This is a genomic window from Muriventricola aceti, assembly GCF_025567565.1.
Classification (GTDB): Bacteria; Bacillota; Clostridia; order Oscillospirales; family Oscillospiraceae; genus Lawsonibacter; species Lawsonibacter aceti.
In genome coordinates this window covers 1-14293 of sequence record NZ_JAOQKF010000016.1, presented here as the reverse complement: position 1 = coordinate 14293, position 14293 = coordinate 1, and the positions used below count along the sequence as shown (strand labels likewise).

The following is a 14293-nucleotide window of genomic DNA, read 5'->3' as shown; positions in this document are numbered from 1 at the left end:
TCCCGCGGGATGAAAAAATCAGATGGGAAAGATTAGGCGCACAGTGGTTCCATGCCCAGGGGCGCTCTCCAGCCTGATTGCGGCGTTGTGCAGGGCGGCGCCATGCTTGACGATGGACAGGCCCAGACCGGTCCCTCCAATCTCCTTGGAATGGCTCTTGTCCACCCGGTAGAATCGCTCAAAGACCCGCTCCTGGTCCTCGGCCGGGATACCGATGCCAGTGTCGGCCACGGACAGCTCTATCTCTTTCTCCCCTAGGGAGAGGTTCAGTGCCACGCTCCCTCCCGGACGGTTGTATTTGATCGCGTTGTCGCACAGGTTATACACCATCTCCTCCAACACTGCCGGGATCCCGTGGATCGTAGCTGGCATCCCCTCTACGCTGACGCTCACGCCAGCCCGCTTGGCGGCGGGCTCCAGCCGCTCCATGACCCGGCGGCACAGCTCCAGCAGGTCCACCGGCGCCGTCTCCAGCCCCACGCCTCCCTCATCCAGGCGGGACAGGTGGATGATGTCCTCCACCAGGCTAATGAGTCGCTGGCTCTCCTTATAGATATCGCCGGCGAAACCCGCCACATCCTTCGGGTCCACCAGACCATCCTTGATGATCTCGGCCATGCCGGAGATGGCTGTCAGGGGAGTCTTCAGCTCATGGGACACGTTTGCGGTGAACTCTCGGCGCATCCGCTCCCCCTGCTCCCGCTCTGTTACGTCCAGCAGTACCAGGACCGCTCCGCTCACAGCTCCCTCCCGGAACACCGGGTCAGCCAGGAGATGGACACACCGGCCCTGGCGGTCCAGGCGGGTCTGTCCGCGCACCCCGTCCAGCACCTGCTCCACCACTCTGCGGAAGGCATCCGTCCGGTCCAGCGTCAAGACATTGGCCTCGCCCCCCGGCGGGATGGCTCCCAAAAGCCGCAGGGCGCCGGAGTTATAGGAGAGAACGTGGCCCTTTTGATCCAACAGCACAAAGCCCTCGGTCATGTTCTCGGTGAGGGCGGCAAATTCCTGTTGACGCTGGCGGAGCTGGTCCATCTGGCCCCGGATGGTGTCATTCTGCCGCCGGATCCTTGTCAACAGCGGGGAGAGCTCGTCATAGGTATCGCACTCCTCCGGGTGCTCCAGATCCAAGTCCAAAATAGGCCGGATGATCCCCTTGGACAGCCGGTTGGCCAGCACCGCGGCCAGGATCAGGGACAGGACCAGGATGATCAGCAGGGGCTGGACCATGGATACCAGCAGGACCACCACTGTATACTGGGCGCTGGCCAGACGGATGACGGAGCCGTCCTCCAGCCGCCGGGCTACATAAAATGTCTTTTCCGACAGGGTGGCCGACTGGCGCTGGGCCGTCCCCCGGGAACCATTCATCGCCTCACGGATCTCCTCCCGGTCGGCGTGATTCTCCATGGTGGAGGCGTCCGCCACACTGTCATAGAGGACCGTTCCATCCTCCCCTACCCAGGTGATGCGGCTGGAGGACTGGAGGCCGTCAAAATAGTCCATTCCCATGGACTCCACACCCCGGGCCACCAGCCACGCCTCGTTCTCCAGCTCACCGGTGATTTGGTCGCCGAAGTATTGGTACAGCACTCCCATGAACAGGGCCACTGACAGCAGAAATACGGACAGCCCTACCGCCATGGAATTGCGAAAGATCTTTGATGTCAAACCGCTACACCTCTCAATTCTGACGGCCTTGTCCTATTCCGATACCTTGTAGCCGATACCCCGGACTGTTTCGATGCAGGCGCCCGCCTCTCCCAGCTTTTGCCGCAGGGTGCGGATATGGACATCCACCGTGCGGCTGGCCCCGTCAAATTCATATCCCCAGATGGTATTAAGCAACTGGTCCCGGGTGAATACGGTGCCTCGCCGCTCCAGCAGCAGGCAGAGCAGTTGAAACTCCTTTAGGGTCAGGGTTACATCCCGCTCCCCATCCCGGACCACATGGCGGCCTGGGTCCACATAGAGAGCGCCCACTTGATAGGTCCTGCCTCCGTTCTCCCCCTGCCCGGAGTGGCGCAGGGCCGTACGGATGCGGGCCATCAGCTCCATCATGCCGAAGGGCTTGGCAATGTAGTCGTCCGCCCCCTGGTCCAGCCCCAGCACCTTGTCATACTCGGTGCTCTTGGCCGTCAGCATCAGGACCGGCAGCCTTCTGGTGTTGGAATCGGCCCGCAGGCGCTTCAGCACCTGCAGCCCGTCCTCCTCCGGCAGCATGATATCCAGCAGCACCAAGTCGGGCTGCCGCTCCTCCAGAGCGCGCCAAAAGCTGGAGGGGCGTTCAAAGCCCTCCGCCTCCATCCCCTGGCTGTTCAGGGTGTATACCACCAGCTTGCGGATACTGGCGTCGTCCTCCAGAATATAGATCAAGGGGTCCACCTCATTCCAGTCTTGTTTCCCCGGCGGGAGAGGGACTGTGCCTTCTTCCCCATGCCGCCGTCCGGCAATCTTCTCTTTCAGTCATCCTCATAGTCCCCGGTGATGGCGTACTCCACCCACTGGGCGATATTGCAGGCGTGGTCGCCGATGCGCTCGAAATACTTGGCGATCATCAGCAGGTCCAGGCAGAGGCCGCCATTCTCCCCTCCGGCGATCAGCGCGGTCAGCTTTTCCCGGACGGACAGGAACAGGCTGTCCACCTGGTCGTCCTGGGCGATGACTGAGTGGGCCAGGGCCAGATCACCCCGGACAAAGGAGTCCACACTGTCCGTCACCATTTTAATGGCAGCCAGGGCCATCTCCTCCATGGGCACCTGCCGCAGAATGGAGCTTTTCTCCATATACCGGGCGATTTCAGCAATATCGGCGGCCTGATCCCCGATGCGCTCCATATCGGAAATCATCCGCAGGGCGGCGGATACGGCCCGCAGGTCCTTGGCCACCGGCTGCTGACGCAGGAGGAGCTTCATACACTGGCTCTCGATATCCCGCTCCTTGTGGTCGATGTCTTGCTCCAGGCTCCTGGCCCGCTCTCCCAGCTCTCGGTCTCCCTCCACATACGCCTTGGTGGCGGCGGAGATGGCCTCCTCGCACAGGGCTCCCATTTTAATCAGTTCTACATTCAGCTGCTCCAGCTGTTCATTAAAACGGTTCCTCATATCAGCCAAACCTCCCGGTGATGTAGTCCTCGGTTCTCTTGTCCTGAGGCATGGAGAATATTTGCTCCGTCTCTCCAAATTCCACCAGCTCCCCCATGAGGAAAAAGGCGGTATTATCTGAAATACGGGCGGCCTGCTGCATGTTGTGGGTCACCATAATGATAGTATAGTCTTTTTTCAGCTCTGAGGCAAGGTCCTCTATCTTGGAGGTAGAGATGGGGTCCAGGGCGGAAGTGGCCTCGTCCATCAGCAGTACGTCCGGCTTGACGGCCAGGGCTCTGGCAATGCACAGCCGCTGCTGCTGGCCGCCGGACAGGCCCAGGGCGGACTTCTTCAGCCGGTCCTTCACCTCTTCCCAGATGGCGGCCCCCCGAAGGGACTGCTCCACGATCTCGTCCAGCTTCACACGGTTGCGGATCCCATGGGTCCGGGGGCCGTAGGCCACGTTGTCATAGATAGACATGGGGAAGGGGTTGGCCTTCTGGAACACCATGCCGATGCGGCGGCGCAAATCGGTTACATCCCTGCCTGGGGCGTATACCTCCTCCCCCCGATAGGTCAGGGATCCAGTGATTTTCACCCCCGGAATCAGGTCGTTCATCCGGTTAATGGTCCGCAGAAAGGTGGACTTTCCGCAGCCGGAGGGGCCGATCAGGGCGGTGATCTGCCGCTCCGGCAGGTCGATCATAATATTTTTCAAGGCATGGTTCTCGCCATAATACAGATTTAGGTCCCGGGCGGACAGGATAGTATGGTCCATGGCTCTGTGCTCCTTTACTTCTTTAGCTTCTTCCCAACCAGGCTGGCGGACAGGTTGATAACCAGGGTGAGAATCATCAGGATGGCCGCGATGGCAAAGGCGATATCCGTCCGGCCCCGCTCGTTGGCGTAAAGGTATAGGGCCACGGTAAGGGTGGCGGAGGAGTTATTCAGCGCCTCGCCAAAGCTGTACAGCACTGTGCCGAAGCCAGCGGTGAACAGCAGGGCGGCCGACTCGCCCACGATACGGCCCACAGCCAGGATACAGCCGGTGACGATCCCGTCCACAGCGTTGGGCAGCACGACGGTGCGAATCATATGCCACTTGCCGGCCCCCAGGCCCAGGGCCCCCTCCCGGTAGCTCTGGGGAACAGTCTTCAGGCTCTCCTGGGTGGTGCGGATGATGGTGGGCAAAATCATGACCACCAGCGTCAGGCCGCCGGCCAGGATGCCCGCCTTCAGTCCCATAAGCTGGATAAAAACCATCATGCCCACCAGGCCGAAGATGATGGAAGGGATCCCGGTGAGGGTTTCGGCGGCAAATTCGATGATAGCGGCCAAACGCCGGTTGGAGGCATACTCCGTCAGATAGATGGCAGCGCCCACCCCCAGTGGCAGGACGATGGCCATAGACAGCACAATGATGTAGATGGTGCTGGCGATGTGGGGCAGGATGCCGGTGGTTCCCTTGAGCATACTGGTCTGGGTGGACAGCAGCTCCCAGGTGACTAAGGGAAGTCCCCGGACGAAGATATAGCCGATGAGAAAGACCAGCAGGGCGCACACCAGCAGACCACACAGGTAGAGCAGGGCACGAAGCCCCCGGTCGTAGAGCCAGCGCCTCTTAGACAGCTTTTCCATGGCTTCAGCCCTCCTTTTTGTTCTTGATAAACAGGTTAAGGATCACGTTGATGAGCATAATGAAGAGGAACAGCACCAGACCCACGGAGTACAGGGCCTGCCGCCACAGGGTACCCACTCCGGCATAGGACATTTCAGAGGCGATAGCTGTGGTCAGGAACCGCACGGGGGTAAACAGGCTGTCCGGCATATTGGGTACATTGCCGGACACCATGATGATGGCCATGGCCTCACCGATGGCCCGCCCCACCCCCAGCACCACAGCGGTTGCCACGCCGGACCGGGCGGCGGGCAGAGTCACCCGGAAGATGGTCTCAATGTGGGTGGCTCCCAGGGCCAGGCTGGCCTCCTCATACTCCTTGGGCACCGCCCGGAGGGAGGTCTCCGCCACGTTGACAATGGAGGGCAGAATCATGATGGCCAGCACCACGATAGCGGCCAGCAGGCTGGCGCCGGAGGCCAGCTCGAAGGTTCGCTGGATGGCGGGGACCAGGACGATCATGCCCACCAGACCGTAGACAATGGAGGGAATGCCCGCCAGCAGCTCCACGGCGGTACGGATGACTTTAGCCGCCTTGGGCGGCGCTACCTTGGCCAGAAACATGGCGGTCATCAGCCCAATGGGCACCCCCACCAGGACGGCGCCGGCCGTGCCGGCCACCGAGGTGAGGATGAAGGGCAGGATCCCGAACTTCTCCTGTTTGCCCGCCCACTCCGTTCCGAACAGGAAGTCGGTGACGCCAATCTCCAAAATGGCGGGCAGCCCGGCAATAATTAGATAAATACAGATAAAAAGCACACAGCCCACCGCTACAAAGCCGCACAATAGGAATACCATCTTGACGATGAATTCCATAGTGTCCCGGCCCCGGCGGAGACTGGAGGCCGGCTTGTGTTCCGCCCTAGAGGCGGCCCAGTCCATGACCTTCTCGCTTTCCAATGCCAAAACTCCTTTCGTTCAGCCCAACAGCCTCCACTCTATCAGCAGAGCGGAGGCTGTCGCGGAAGGATCTCTCAGAATCAGACCATGGGCACTGCGCCGGCGGCACGAATCAGGTCGGAAGCGGCGGCGGAGGTAGCCCAGTCAAACCAGGCTTGGGCGGCCTCACTCAAGGCCTCGCCCTCCTTGGTCACCAGGATGAAGGGGCGCTGGATCTCGTAGCTGCCGTCCAGCACGGTCTCCTCCGAGCAGGCGACACCGTTGACGGTGATGGCCTTGATGCCCTCCTGGCCCTCCACAGCGGAGAGGGAGGCGTAGCCAATGGCCTGGGGGTTATTCTTCACTGCCTCGATGACAGCGCCGGTGGAGGTCAGCTCCTGGGAGAGCACACAGACGTCCTCCGTCCCGGTGATAGACTCAAAGCCGTCCCGTGTGCCGGAGCCGCCCTCCCGGCCGATGCAGGCGATGGCGCCGTCCGCGCCGCCCATTTCCGACCAGTTGGTGACCTCGCCCTTGAAAATCTGGGCAATCTGCTCCACGGTCAGGTCAGAGATGGCGGAGTCGGCGTTGACGATGATGGCGATGCCGTCCAGGGCCAGGGTGGTGCTCTTCAGACCGTCGGCCACCTCCTCGTCCTTCAGGGCGCGGGAGGCCAGGCCGATGTCGGCAGAGCCGTTCTTGGCGGCCTCGATGCCAGTGCTGGAGCCGGTGGGGTCGTAGGACGCCTTTACATCGGGGTGGTCGATCATGAACTGCTCATTCAGCGTCAGGACCACCTTTTCCATCGAGGTGGAGCCGTTGGTGGTAACGGAGCCGCTCAGGTCAGTCTGTGTATTGTTGTCTGTGCTCTGCGCCCCGGCGGCGGAGCCGGTGTTGGAGTTGCCGGCGCCGTTTGAATTGGAGCTGGAGTTATTGTTGCCGCCGCAGGCGGTCAGGGACAGGGCCATGACCAGCGCCAGACCCAGGCAAGTCAGTTTTTTCATCTTCGTGATTACTCCTTTTTATTCTGTCTTGGTTCTTTTAATCTGTGCTACGGTGCCCAGTATAAAAAAGGAATGTAAAATGCGAAACACCACCTCTGTTAAGTCTTTGTAAAATCCCGTCTCAATGTAAAAAAAGAGGGCTCTAGCACGTAAAACGCGCCAAAGTCCTCAGAAAAGCCGGCCCGGACCGCAGTGCGGTCCTGGCCGGCTTTATCGGTTATCTCTGACTGCGCAGGGGTCAGCTCCGCTCCTCGACGGGGTCTCGATCCCGGAACAGCAGGGAAACACACCATACAGCGGACAGGCCCACTAGGGCATATACTACCCGGCTGACCAAGCTGCCGGCCCCGCCGCAGGCGAAGGCCACCAGGTCGAACTGGAACAGTCCCACGCTGCCCCAGTTCAGCCCGCCAATGATCAGCAGGGTCAGGGCGATCTTATCCATGACCATATCAGGTCACCTCCTCGGATCAAGTTCCACAGGTAGTTTGACCAGATAAGGGCAGTCTATGCACACGGAAAATATTTCCAATCAACAGTCTACTTCAAGGACTTGGGTCCAAAGCCGTGGGGCAGCAGTTGGGACAGTTTGGTCTCAACGAAGGCGCCGTCCCCACGGGCACACAACACACGCAGATCCGGGGCAAACTCGTAGAGCATCTGCCGGCAGGAGCCGCAAGGCCAACAGTAGTCCTCCCCCCTGCCGGCGATGGCGATGGCGAGGAAGTCCTCCCGGCACCCCTCACTGACCGCTTTTAGCAGAGCGGTGCGCTCGGCGCAGATGGTGGAGCCGAAGGCGGCGTTTTCCACATTGCAGCCGGTAAACACCCTGCCATCCCCGCACAGCAGAGCGGCTCCCACCGGAAAATGGGAATACGGCACATAGGAATATTGGTGCATCTCAAAGGCCTTGTCCACCAGTTCTTGATCTGTCATTCTATTTTCCTCCTATTCCGCCACATCTATCCCCAAGATGCGGGCCACCACCGCCGCCTGATGGGGAGCAATCCTGGCTCCCTTCAGCTCGGCGCAGCTGGCCGACAGGGAGATGCTGTCTATGGTGCACCGGGACAAGTCGGTTCCCTTCAGTGAGGTTCTGAACAGCTCCGCTCCTGTCAGGTCCACCTTTTCCAGCGTCAGCTCCTTCACCACAGCGCTGGACAGGGTGGTCTCCCGCAGGTCACAGCACTCCAGCTTTGCGCTCCTCCACTGGCTCTCATTGAAGTTGGAGTAACGGAGCAGCGTATCCTTCCAACCGCACTCCCTTATCCTGGCCCCGCGGAAGTCGCTGCCCTCGGCCTTACATTCTAGGAGGGCGGTATCCCGCCAGCAGCTGTTTCCAAAGCGGCACTGAACCAACTGGCAGCTATGGAACAGGCATCGCTCAAGGACAGCGCCGGAAAAATCGCAGTCTGTAAAGCGGCAGCCATGGAAATGGCAGTCCCGCAGCTCCAGCTCCGACAGGTCTAGTCCCTTCAGCTCCTGGCGGAGCTGAGTCAGACGACATATCTGGTCGTCCTCCTCCCTGGCCTGGGCCAGAGCGTCTAAAAATCCTATTTCTTCCACGCTCGCCTTTCCACCTTTTTTATTTTTAGGATACTCCAGGACAAAAAAACTTGCAATCCCATTTTGAAAGTATTATAATGAGGGCCGGCTCCAGCCGTGGGATGGGGCCAAACAACAAGGGAGCTCGCAAACGGGCTGAGAGGAAGCTGTGCGCTTCGACCTGTGACCTGATTTGGGTAATGCCAACGTAGGGAGATAGTTTTTTCGGCTGATGCCGTGGGAACGTCTTTCTAAGAGGTAAAAGACAGGCCCACGGCATTTTACGTTTTAGGAGGAAATATCGATGCAGCAGATCCAAGCAAAAACCCAGCTCCGAACCAAGAAGATGGTGCTTACCGCCATGCTGGCCTGCCTGGCCTTCGTATTGAACACCTATGTCTACTTTCCATCCATGGCGCCCTTCCAGCACTTCGTGGATGTGATCGCCGCCGTCCTGCTGGGGCCGTGGTACGCCTGCGCCGCCGCCTTTCTATGCGGGATCATGCGGATGATGTCCGGCCGGACCATTCAGGCAGTGGTCGGCGCCGTTTTTGGACCCATCCTGGGCGGACTCATCTATCAAAAGACCCATAACATCTGGCTGGTCCTGGTGGGTGAGGTAGCTGGCACCGGCCTGCTGGGGGCCATGACCGCCTATCCGCTGATGAAGCTGTTTTACGGCCTGGACGCCCAGTCCCCTCTGTACTACATCCCCCTCTATACCCCCGCCGCCCTGGTGGGAGGCGGCATGGGGGTGGCCGCTCTGCTCATCTTCAAGCGGTCCGGCCTGCTGAACCGGATGCTGGCCGAGCTGGGCCGGGAGGCGCCCCATGGTTGATTTTTCCAACGCCCTGCATCTGGTCCGTGAGCGGGCTCCCCTGGTCCAGTGCATCACCAATTTCGTCACAGTAAACGACTGCGCCAACATTATCCTAGCCGCCGGCGGCTCCCCCTCTATGGCTCATGACATCCGAGAGGTGGAGGACGCCGTGTCTGGAGTGCGGGCCTTAGTGTGCAACATGGGGGCCATCGAGGACATAGACGCCATGGTGCTGGCCGGGAAACGTGCTAACCAGCTTGGTACGCCGGTGGTACTAGATCCAGTGGCCGCCGGTGGCACCCGCCTTCGGCGGGAATCCGCCAAGCGGCTTTTGGAGAAGGTACGGTTTACCGCCATCCGGGGCAACGCCTCAGAGATCCGCAGTCTGGCCGGCCAGGAGGCGTCCGGCAGCGGGGTGGATGCGGCGGCGGCCGACACCGTGTCTCAGGACAGCCTACCTGCCGCTGTCCAGACGGTCGCGGGGCTGGCCCGGCGCATTGGCGGCATCATCGCCCTGTCCGGCCCTCTGGATGTCATCTCTGACGGGGAACAGACTATGGTCCTCCGAAATGGCTGCCCCACCATGGCCCGCATCACCGGCAGCGGTTGTATGCTCACCTCCCTGATCGGCGCCTTCTGCGGCGCCATGCCGTCGGACCCCTTTGCCGCTGTCTGTACCGCCATGGCCGCCATGGGCGTGTGCGGTGAGGCGGCCGAGGCCCGCCGGCTGAAAAACGGCACGGGAAACGCCACCTTCCGCACTGATCTCATCGACGCGGTGTTCAACCTGACTGAAAAACAACTGACAGAGGGTGTAAGATATGAAATTTACTAGGGATGAAATCCGCCGGTCCATGCTGCTCTATGCCATCAGTGACCGCACATGGCTGAAGGAGGGGGAGAGCCTGGCCGACGTCTGCCGCCGTGTGCTGGACAGCGGGGCCACCTTCCTCCAGATTCGGGAGAAGGACCTGGAGCCCGGCCGCTTTGCCCAGGAGGCGGAGGAACTGCGCCAGCTTTGCCAGCGGCGGAACGTCCCCTTTGTGGTCAACGACAGCGTGGAGATCGCCCTGTCCTGCGGCGCCGACGGCGTCCATGTGGGACAGTCCGACCTCAGGGGGAGGGACATCCGCGCCCTCATCGGGCCGGACCGCATTTTAGGCATCTCCGCCGGCACAGTGGCCGAAGCTAAGGCCGCTCAGGAAGCCGGGGCTGACTACATCGGCGTAGGCGCTGTATTCGGCACCAGCACCAAGAAGGATGCCCGGAACCTGACGGTGGAGGCCCTGCGGGACATCGTCCGGGCCGTGTCCATCCCTGTGGTGGCCATCGGCGGTATCAACGCAGGCAATATCGCCCAGCTGAAGGGCAGCAATGTGGACGGTGTGGCTGTCATCTCCGCTATTTTCGGCGCGGAGGACCCAGGCGCGGCCACGTCCCAATTGCTGGCGCTGGCAAAGGACATGGTGGCCGCCCATGGATAAAGCCTTTGCCATTTTCGACATGGACGGGACCCTGGTGGACTCCATGGACTACTGGCGTGGTCTGGCCCGGGAGTATCTGGCCCGGCAGGGACTTGCCCCCTCCCCCGAGCTGCTGGAGCGGATCAAGCCTATGACCATGACCCAGTCGGCGGAGCTGTTCATCCGCACCTTTGGACTGTCCGGCACTCCCCAAACTCTCGCTGGGGAGATGAACGCCATGATTGAGGCGCACTACCGGGGAGACATCCCCTTGAAAGAGGGGGTTGCCCTCTACCTAGACCGGCTTCGCCGGGATGGGGTGCGGATGTGCGTGGCCTCAGCCACCGCCCTCCCGCTGATGAAAGCCTGTCTGGATCGGCTGGGGGTGCTGGACTATTTTGACTTTCTTCTCTCCTGTGAGGAGGTGGGCTGGGGCAAGGACCGGCCCGACGTGTACCACGAAGCCGCCCGGCGGCTGGGGGCCTCTCCCGGAGAGATCGCCGTTTACGAGGACGCCCTAGGCGCTGCAAAAACCGCCAAAATGGCGGGGTACTATGTGGTAGCCGTCTACGACGGCGGTACCCAGCCCTGGGAGGAATTGAAGAAGCTGGCGGATGAAGCCATCGACAACTGGAAGGAGGAAATTTAATATGAGCGCAAGCATCGCCATTCAGGTACTGCCCCAAGTGGACAACGATGCCGAGGTGTGCCGGGTCGTGGACCGGGTCATCGACTATATCAAAAGCACCGGCCTGAACTATCAGGTGGGCCCCTTCGAAACCACCATCGAAGGGGAGAGCTACGACCAACTGATGGATATCGTGAAGGAATGCCAGCATGTGGCCGTTCGGGCAGGAGCGCCCAAGGTCTCGGCCTATGTGAAGGTGGTCTATCGCCCCGACGGCGAGATTTTGACCATCGACCAGAAAATTGGGAAATATCAGCGGAGCTGATTTTTCCGCGGCAGCTTGGGGGCACCACCTGCTGTCGCGTAATAAAACTTCAATGCAAAAAAAGAAAGGAGTTTTCACAATGAAAACAGCATTGACGATCGCTGGGACCGACCCCAGCGGAGGCGCCGGTATCCAGGCCGATATCAAGACCATGACCGCCAATGGCGTATACGCCATGAGCGCGGTCACAGCCCTGGTGGCCCAGAATACAACCGGCGTCAAGAGCATCATGGAGGTCACGCCTGAATTTCTGGCGGAACAGCTGGACTGCGTCTTTACGGACATCATGCCGGACGCGGTAAAGACCGGAATGGTATCCAGCGTGCCTCTGATCCAGGTCATCGCCCGGAAGCTGAAGGAATACCGGGTGGAGAAGCTGGTGGTGGACCCGGTGATGGTGGCCACCTCCGGCGACCGTCTCATCTCCGAGGAGGCGGTGGATGCCCTGAAGGCGGAGCTGCTCCCCCTAGCCACCGTTCTCACCCCCAACATCCCGGAGGCGGAGGTCCTCTCCGGCATGACCATCCATGGTCCCGAGGACATGGAGCGGGCCGCCCGCTCCATCAGTGAGCGGTACGGCTGCGCCGTGCTGTGCAAGGGAGGCCACGACCTGAACGACGCCAATGACCTGCTGTGGCGCTCCGGCGAGGCCAAGTGGTTTTATGGCCGCCGAATCGACAATCCCAATACCCACGGCACCGGCTGCACCCTGTCCTCCGCCATCGCCTCCAACCTGGCCAAGGGCTACGACCTAGACACCTCCGTGGAGCGGGCCAAGACCTATCTCTCCGGCGCCCTGGCCTCCATGCTAGACCTGGGGCAGGGAAAAGGGCCGCTGGATCATCTCTTTAACCTAGAGGGGGAGTTTGTTAAATGACCCCCTCCACCATGATCACCGCTGTCTTTACCGTCGCCTATCTGGCCGTCACCGCCTGGCTGTGCCGGGGACTGCGCCTAAACACCAGGTCTGTGTGCTACGGCGGATTGACGTGTGCCGCCACCCTGGTTTTGGGCTCCTTTCTGCTCTACCTTCCCACCGGGGCGGCCATCAGTCCGGGCTCCTGGATTCCCCTGATGCTGCTGGCCCTCACCTATGACTGGCGGCTGGCCTGCGTCACCGGCTGGGTCACTGGTATTCTGGCCATCTTCCTCATCCCTGCCTGGGCCCCCGTCCACTGGGCCCAGATTTTCGTGGAGCACCTGGTTGCCTTCTCCGCCCTGGGCTATGCCGGGATCTTCGGCAACGACAAGAAATGGAAGGTGCTGTGCGGGGTACTGCTGGCCATCCTGCTGCGGTTCATTGGCCAGATGCTCTCCGGCGTAGTCTTTTTCTCTCAAAACGCCTGGGACGGCTGGGGGGCCTGGGGGTACAGCATCACCTACCACCTGTCCTGCAAGATCCCCGAGGGCACCGCTACCACGCTGATTATGCTCGCCCTGCCGCTGAAGACCATCCAAAACGCCATAGGAGGGAAACAGTCATGAACTTTTTAGAGGAGTGCATCCAGGACAGCCTGCCCATCTGGGAGTCCTGCCTGAATACAAAATTTTTGAAGGGTGTGGCCGATGGCTCTCTCCCCGAGGAGTGCTTCAAGGGCTACATCGTGGACGACAGTCTGTACCTGCGGGAGTATTCCAAGGTATTTGCCTGGGGGATGATCCACTCCCGGGACATGGCGGAGATCCGTAACTATTACTCCCTGCTCTCCTTTGTCAATGAGAGCGAGGATGCCACCCGACGTTACTACCTGAAACGCTACGGCATCACGGACGAGGAGATCCAGCCCCTCCCCCTCCGGCCGGAGAATCGGGCCTATGTGGACAGTATGCTGGCCGCCGCCCGGGACGGGGAGGGGGCCGCCGAGTGCATGATGGCCTGTCTGCCCTGTATGTTGAGCTATGGCTGGATCTTTGGCGAGCTGATCCGCCGCTCCCCCGGAGTGGAAAATACTCCCTACTGGCCCTTTGTCCGGGACTACGCCGGCAACCGCTACGACGCCATCTGCCGGGCCTGGTCCGAGTTTACCGACCAGGCCTGCCAAGATCTGGCACCGGAGCGGGCAAAAAAGTGCAGGGAGATTTTCCGCGCCTGCTCCCTCCATGAGCTGCATTTCTGGGAGATGAGCGCTCACCCCAGGGAGGACCTCCCTACATCCCCCTGAAGACTGGATGCAGAAATCGGGAACCTGCAAAAACAGAGCCGGGCAGTCCAGGACTGTCCGGCTCTGTTTTGCCTTTACAGGTCCATGGCCTCGGCCAGGTTTTCCACCGCCTCATTGACCCGCTTGGCGGCCATATGGGCGGCCCGCTTGATCTGTCGGTGGGATGGCGCCATAGTCATGCCCAGGGCCGCGCCCGCCGCCATTCCAGTGGCCACGCCCAGAACAAATTTTCCGCATCCTCCACAACCGCTGTTGTTCATTCTCCTCGCTCCTTCCCTGTTTTCAAAAGGCGTGGAACGCTTTGTTCCACGCACCATTATTCTTTCCCAAAATTTCAAAAAATCTGTTGTCAAATTTTTAGCAGCTTCCTGCTACACCCCGTGTTCTGGTAAAACTTGCGGCAAAACAAAAATTTCTCTTTTTGCCACATCTCCACAAATCCGCACGGTCGTCATATCATTTATGGTTGCCAAGCAAAAGAAGGGGCCGCTCCATGATGGAGCGGCCCCTTTGCCAGTACACGATTGGAATAAAATCGGCCTTACTTTGCGATATCCTCACAGAAGTTCATGAAGATCTGTGCTACCTCGGCACGGGTGGCCCCGGCGGTAGGCGCCAGGGTGTTGTTCCCCTTGCCGGACAGCAGACCGGCGTTCACCGCCCAGTCCATGGCCTTCACGGCATAGCTGGAGATGGAGGAGGC

The 14293-nt window shown here is 60.5% G+C and carries 20 protein-coding genes and 1 riboswitch; of the genes, 8 read left to right on the top strand and 12 right to left on the bottom strand.

Features of this window, described 5'->3' with window-relative positions; genetic code table 11:
- Positions 1-18: 18 nt before the first annotated feature.
- The 10 genes from OCV64_RS14790 to OCV64_RS14745 form a co-directional block, all read right to left on the bottom strand.
- Positions 19-1671: a sensor histidine kinase gene (locus OCV64_RS14790; protein WP_262670430.1), complete on the bottom strand. Its 1653-nt coding sequence runs from the start codon at positions 1669-1671 to the stop codon at positions 19-21.
- 33 nt (positions 1672-1704) lie between these two features.
- Complete coding sequence (locus OCV64_RS14785; protein WP_147570925.1) at positions 1705-2376, bottom strand: response regulator transcription factor; 672 nt, start codon at positions 2374-2376, stop codon at positions 1705-1707.
- Between the two features lie 86 nt (positions 2377-2462).
- Positions 2463-3104: a phosphate signaling complex protein PhoU gene (gene phoU, locus OCV64_RS14780; protein ID WP_147570926.1), complete on the bottom strand. Its 642-nt coding sequence runs from the start codon at positions 3102-3104 to the stop codon at positions 2463-2465.
- Between the two features lies 1 nt (position 3105).
- Positions 3106-3864, bottom strand: a complete 759-nt coding sequence (gene pstB / locus OCV64_RS14775) for a phosphate ABC transporter ATP-binding protein PstB (protein WP_147570927.1) — start codon at positions 3862-3864, stop codon at positions 3106-3108.
- Between the two features lie 14 nt (positions 3865-3878).
- Complete coding sequence (gene pstA / locus OCV64_RS14770) at positions 3879-4724, bottom strand: phosphate ABC transporter permease PstA (RefSeq protein ID WP_147570928.1); 846 nt, start codon at positions 4722-4724, stop codon at positions 3879-3881.
- 4 nt (positions 4725-4728) lie between these two features.
- Positions 4729-5580, bottom strand: coding sequence for a phosphate ABC transporter permease subunit PstC (pstC, locus tag OCV64_RS14765; RefSeq protein WP_186853344.1), 852 nt, complete (start codon positions 5578-5580; stop codon positions 4729-4731).
- A gap of 164 nt (positions 5581-5744) precedes the next feature.
- Positions 5745-6647: a phosphate ABC transporter substrate-binding protein gene (locus OCV64_RS14760; protein ID WP_262670429.1), complete on the bottom strand. Its 903-nt coding sequence runs from the start codon at positions 6645-6647 to the stop codon at positions 5745-5747.
- A 238-nt stretch (positions 6648-6885) separates the two neighbouring features.
- Positions 6886-7098, bottom strand: coding sequence for a DUF378 domain-containing protein (locus OCV64_RS14755; RefSeq protein WP_147570930.1), 213 nt, complete (start codon positions 7096-7098; stop codon positions 6886-6888).
- 89 nt (positions 7099-7187) lie between these two features.
- Positions 7188-7583: a cytidine deaminase gene (cdd, locus tag OCV64_RS14750; RefSeq protein ID WP_186853291.1), complete on the bottom strand. Its 396-nt coding sequence runs from the start codon at positions 7581-7583 to the stop codon at positions 7188-7190.
- Between the two features lie 12 nt (positions 7584-7595).
- Entirely contained in the window at positions 7596-8213 is a 618-nt protein-coding gene (locus OCV64_RS14745) for a pentapeptide repeat-containing protein (protein ID WP_240286876.1), read from the bottom strand.
- A 106-nt stretch (positions 8214-8319) separates the two neighbouring features.
- Positions 8320-8424, top strand: a riboswitch (TPP riboswitch).
- 72 nt (positions 8425-8496) lie between these two features.
- Between OCV64_RS14745 and thiW the strand changes: the two genes are divergently transcribed.
- The 8 genes from thiW (at position 8497) to OCV64_RS14705 (ending at position 13590) form a co-directional block, all read left to right on the top strand.
- The gene (gene thiW, locus OCV64_RS14740; protein ID WP_147570933.1) at positions 8497-9030 is read left to right on the top strand and encodes an energy coupling factor transporter S component ThiW; all 534 of its coding nucleotides are present in this window, start codon (positions 8497-8499) and stop codon (positions 9028-9030) included.
- Positions 9023-9847, top strand: coding sequence for a hydroxyethylthiazole kinase (gene thiM / locus OCV64_RS14735; RefSeq protein ID WP_186853289.1), 825 nt, complete (start codon positions 9023-9025; stop codon positions 9845-9847). The genes thiW and thiM overlap by 8 nt, the downstream gene beginning before the upstream one ends.
- Positions 9834-10496: a thiamine phosphate synthase gene (gene thiE / locus OCV64_RS14730; RefSeq protein ID WP_262670428.1), complete on the top strand. Its 663-nt coding sequence runs from the start codon at positions 9834-9836 to the stop codon at positions 10494-10496. The genes thiM and thiE overlap by 14 nt, the downstream gene beginning before the upstream one ends.
- Positions 10489-11124, top strand: a complete 636-nt coding sequence (locus tag OCV64_RS14725; protein ID WP_186853287.1) for an HAD family hydrolase — start codon at positions 10489-10491, stop codon at positions 11122-11124. Before thiE ends, OCV64_RS14725 begins: the two co-directional genes overlap by 8 nt.
- Before the next feature lies 1 nt (position 11125).
- On the top strand, positions 11126-11428 hold the full coding sequence (locus OCV64_RS14720) for a thiamine-binding protein (RefSeq protein WP_262670427.1): 303 nt from the start codon (positions 11126-11128) through the stop codon (positions 11426-11428).
- A 79-nt stretch (positions 11429-11507) separates the two neighbouring features.
- A complete protein-coding gene (thiD, locus tag OCV64_RS14715; protein ID WP_186853286.1) occupies positions 11508-12305 on the top strand; it encodes a bifunctional hydroxymethylpyrimidine kinase/phosphomethylpyrimidine kinase in 798 nt (265 codons plus the stop codon).
- The gene (locus OCV64_RS14710; protein WP_262670426.1) at positions 12302-12913 is read left to right on the top strand and encodes an energy-coupled thiamine transporter ThiT; all 612 of its coding nucleotides are present in this window, start codon (positions 12302-12304) and stop codon (positions 12911-12913) included. Before thiD ends, OCV64_RS14710 begins: the two co-directional genes overlap by 4 nt.
- Positions 12910-13590 (top strand): TenA family protein, encoded by a 681-nt coding sequence (locus tag OCV64_RS14705; RefSeq protein ID WP_147570940.1) that lies wholly within the window; start codon positions 12910-12912, stop codon positions 13588-13590. The genes OCV64_RS14710 and OCV64_RS14705 overlap by 4 nt, the downstream gene beginning before the upstream one ends.
- A gap of 74 nt (positions 13591-13664) precedes the next feature.
- Here the strand turns inward: OCV64_RS14705 and OCV64_RS14700 are convergent, their stop codons facing one another.
- Together OCV64_RS14700 and OCV64_RS16255 are read right to left on the bottom strand one after the other, a co-directional pair.
- Positions 13665-13850 (bottom strand): hypothetical protein, encoded by a 186-nt coding sequence (locus tag OCV64_RS14700; RefSeq protein WP_147570941.1) that lies wholly within the window; start codon positions 13848-13850, stop codon positions 13665-13667.
- Between the two features lie 281 nt (positions 13851-14131).
- On the bottom strand, positions 14132-14284 hold the full coding sequence (locus OCV64_RS16255) for an S-layer homology domain-containing protein (protein ID WP_394803848.1): 153 nt from the start codon (positions 14282-14284) through the stop codon (positions 14132-14134).
- Positions 14285-14293: the final 9 nt, after the last annotated feature.

What these genes read in the sequence shown, in the direction of transcription:
- OCV64_RS14760 (WP_262670429.1), bottom strand. Translation starts at nt 6,647, where the DNA reads ATGAAAAAACTGACTTGCCTGGGTCTGGCGCTGGTCATGGCCCTGTCC.
- thiE (WP_262670428.1), top strand. Translation starts at nt 9,834, where the DNA reads ATGAAATTTACTAGGGATGAAATCCGCCGGTCCATGCTGCTCTATGCC.
- cdd (WP_186853291.1), bottom strand. Translation starts at nt 7,583, where the DNA reads ATGACAGATCAAGAACTGGTGGACAAGGCCTTTGAGATGCACCAATAT.
- thiD (WP_186853286.1), top strand. Translation starts at nt 11,508, where the DNA reads ATGAAAACAGCATTGACGATCGCTGGGACCGACCCCAGCGGAGGCGCC.
- pstC (WP_186853344.1), bottom strand. Translation starts at nt 5,580, where the DNA reads ATGGAATTCATCGTCAAGATGGTATTCCTATTGTGCGGCTTTGTAGCG.
- OCV64_RS14725 (WP_186853287.1), top strand. Translation starts at nt 10,489, where the DNA reads ATGGATAAAGCCTTTGCCATTTTCGACATGGACGGGACCCTGGTGGAC.
- OCV64_RS14720 (WP_262670427.1), top strand. Translation starts at nt 11,126, where the DNA reads ATGAGCGCAAGCATCGCCATTCAGGTACTGCCCCAAGTGGACAACGAT.
- OCV64_RS14700 (WP_147570941.1), bottom strand. Translation starts at nt 13,850, where the DNA reads ATGAACAACAGCGGTTGTGGAGGATGCGGAAAATTTGTTCTGGGCGTG.
- pstB (WP_147570927.1), bottom strand. Translation starts at nt 3,864, where the DNA reads ATGGACCATACTATCCTGTCCGCCCGGGACCTAAATCTGTATTATGGC.
- OCV64_RS14705 (WP_147570940.1), top strand. Translation starts at nt 12,910, where the DNA reads ATGAACTTTTTAGAGGAGTGCATCCAGGACAGCCTGCCCATCTGGGAG.
- phoU (WP_147570926.1), bottom strand. Translation starts at nt 3,104, where the DNA reads ATGAGGAACCGTTTTAATGAACAGCTGGAGCAGCTGAATGTAGAACTG.
- thiM (WP_186853289.1), top strand. Translation starts at nt 9,023, where the DNA reads ATGGTTGATTTTTCCAACGCCCTGCATCTGGTCCGTGAGCGGGCTCCC.
- thiW (WP_147570933.1), top strand. Translation starts at nt 8,497, where the DNA reads ATGCAGCAGATCCAAGCAAAAACCCAGCTCCGAACCAAGAAGATGGTG.
- pstA (WP_147570928.1), bottom strand. Translation starts at nt 4,724, where the DNA reads ATGGAAAAGCTGTCTAAGAGGCGCTGGCTCTACGACCGGGGGCTTCGT.
- OCV64_RS14710 (WP_262670426.1), top strand. Translation starts at nt 12,302, where the DNA reads ATGACCCCCTCCACCATGATCACCGCTGTCTTTACCGTCGCCTATCTG.
- OCV64_RS14755 (WP_147570930.1), bottom strand. Translation starts at nt 7,098, where the DNA reads ATGGTCATGGATAAGATCGCCCTGACCCTGCTGATCATTGGCGGGCTG.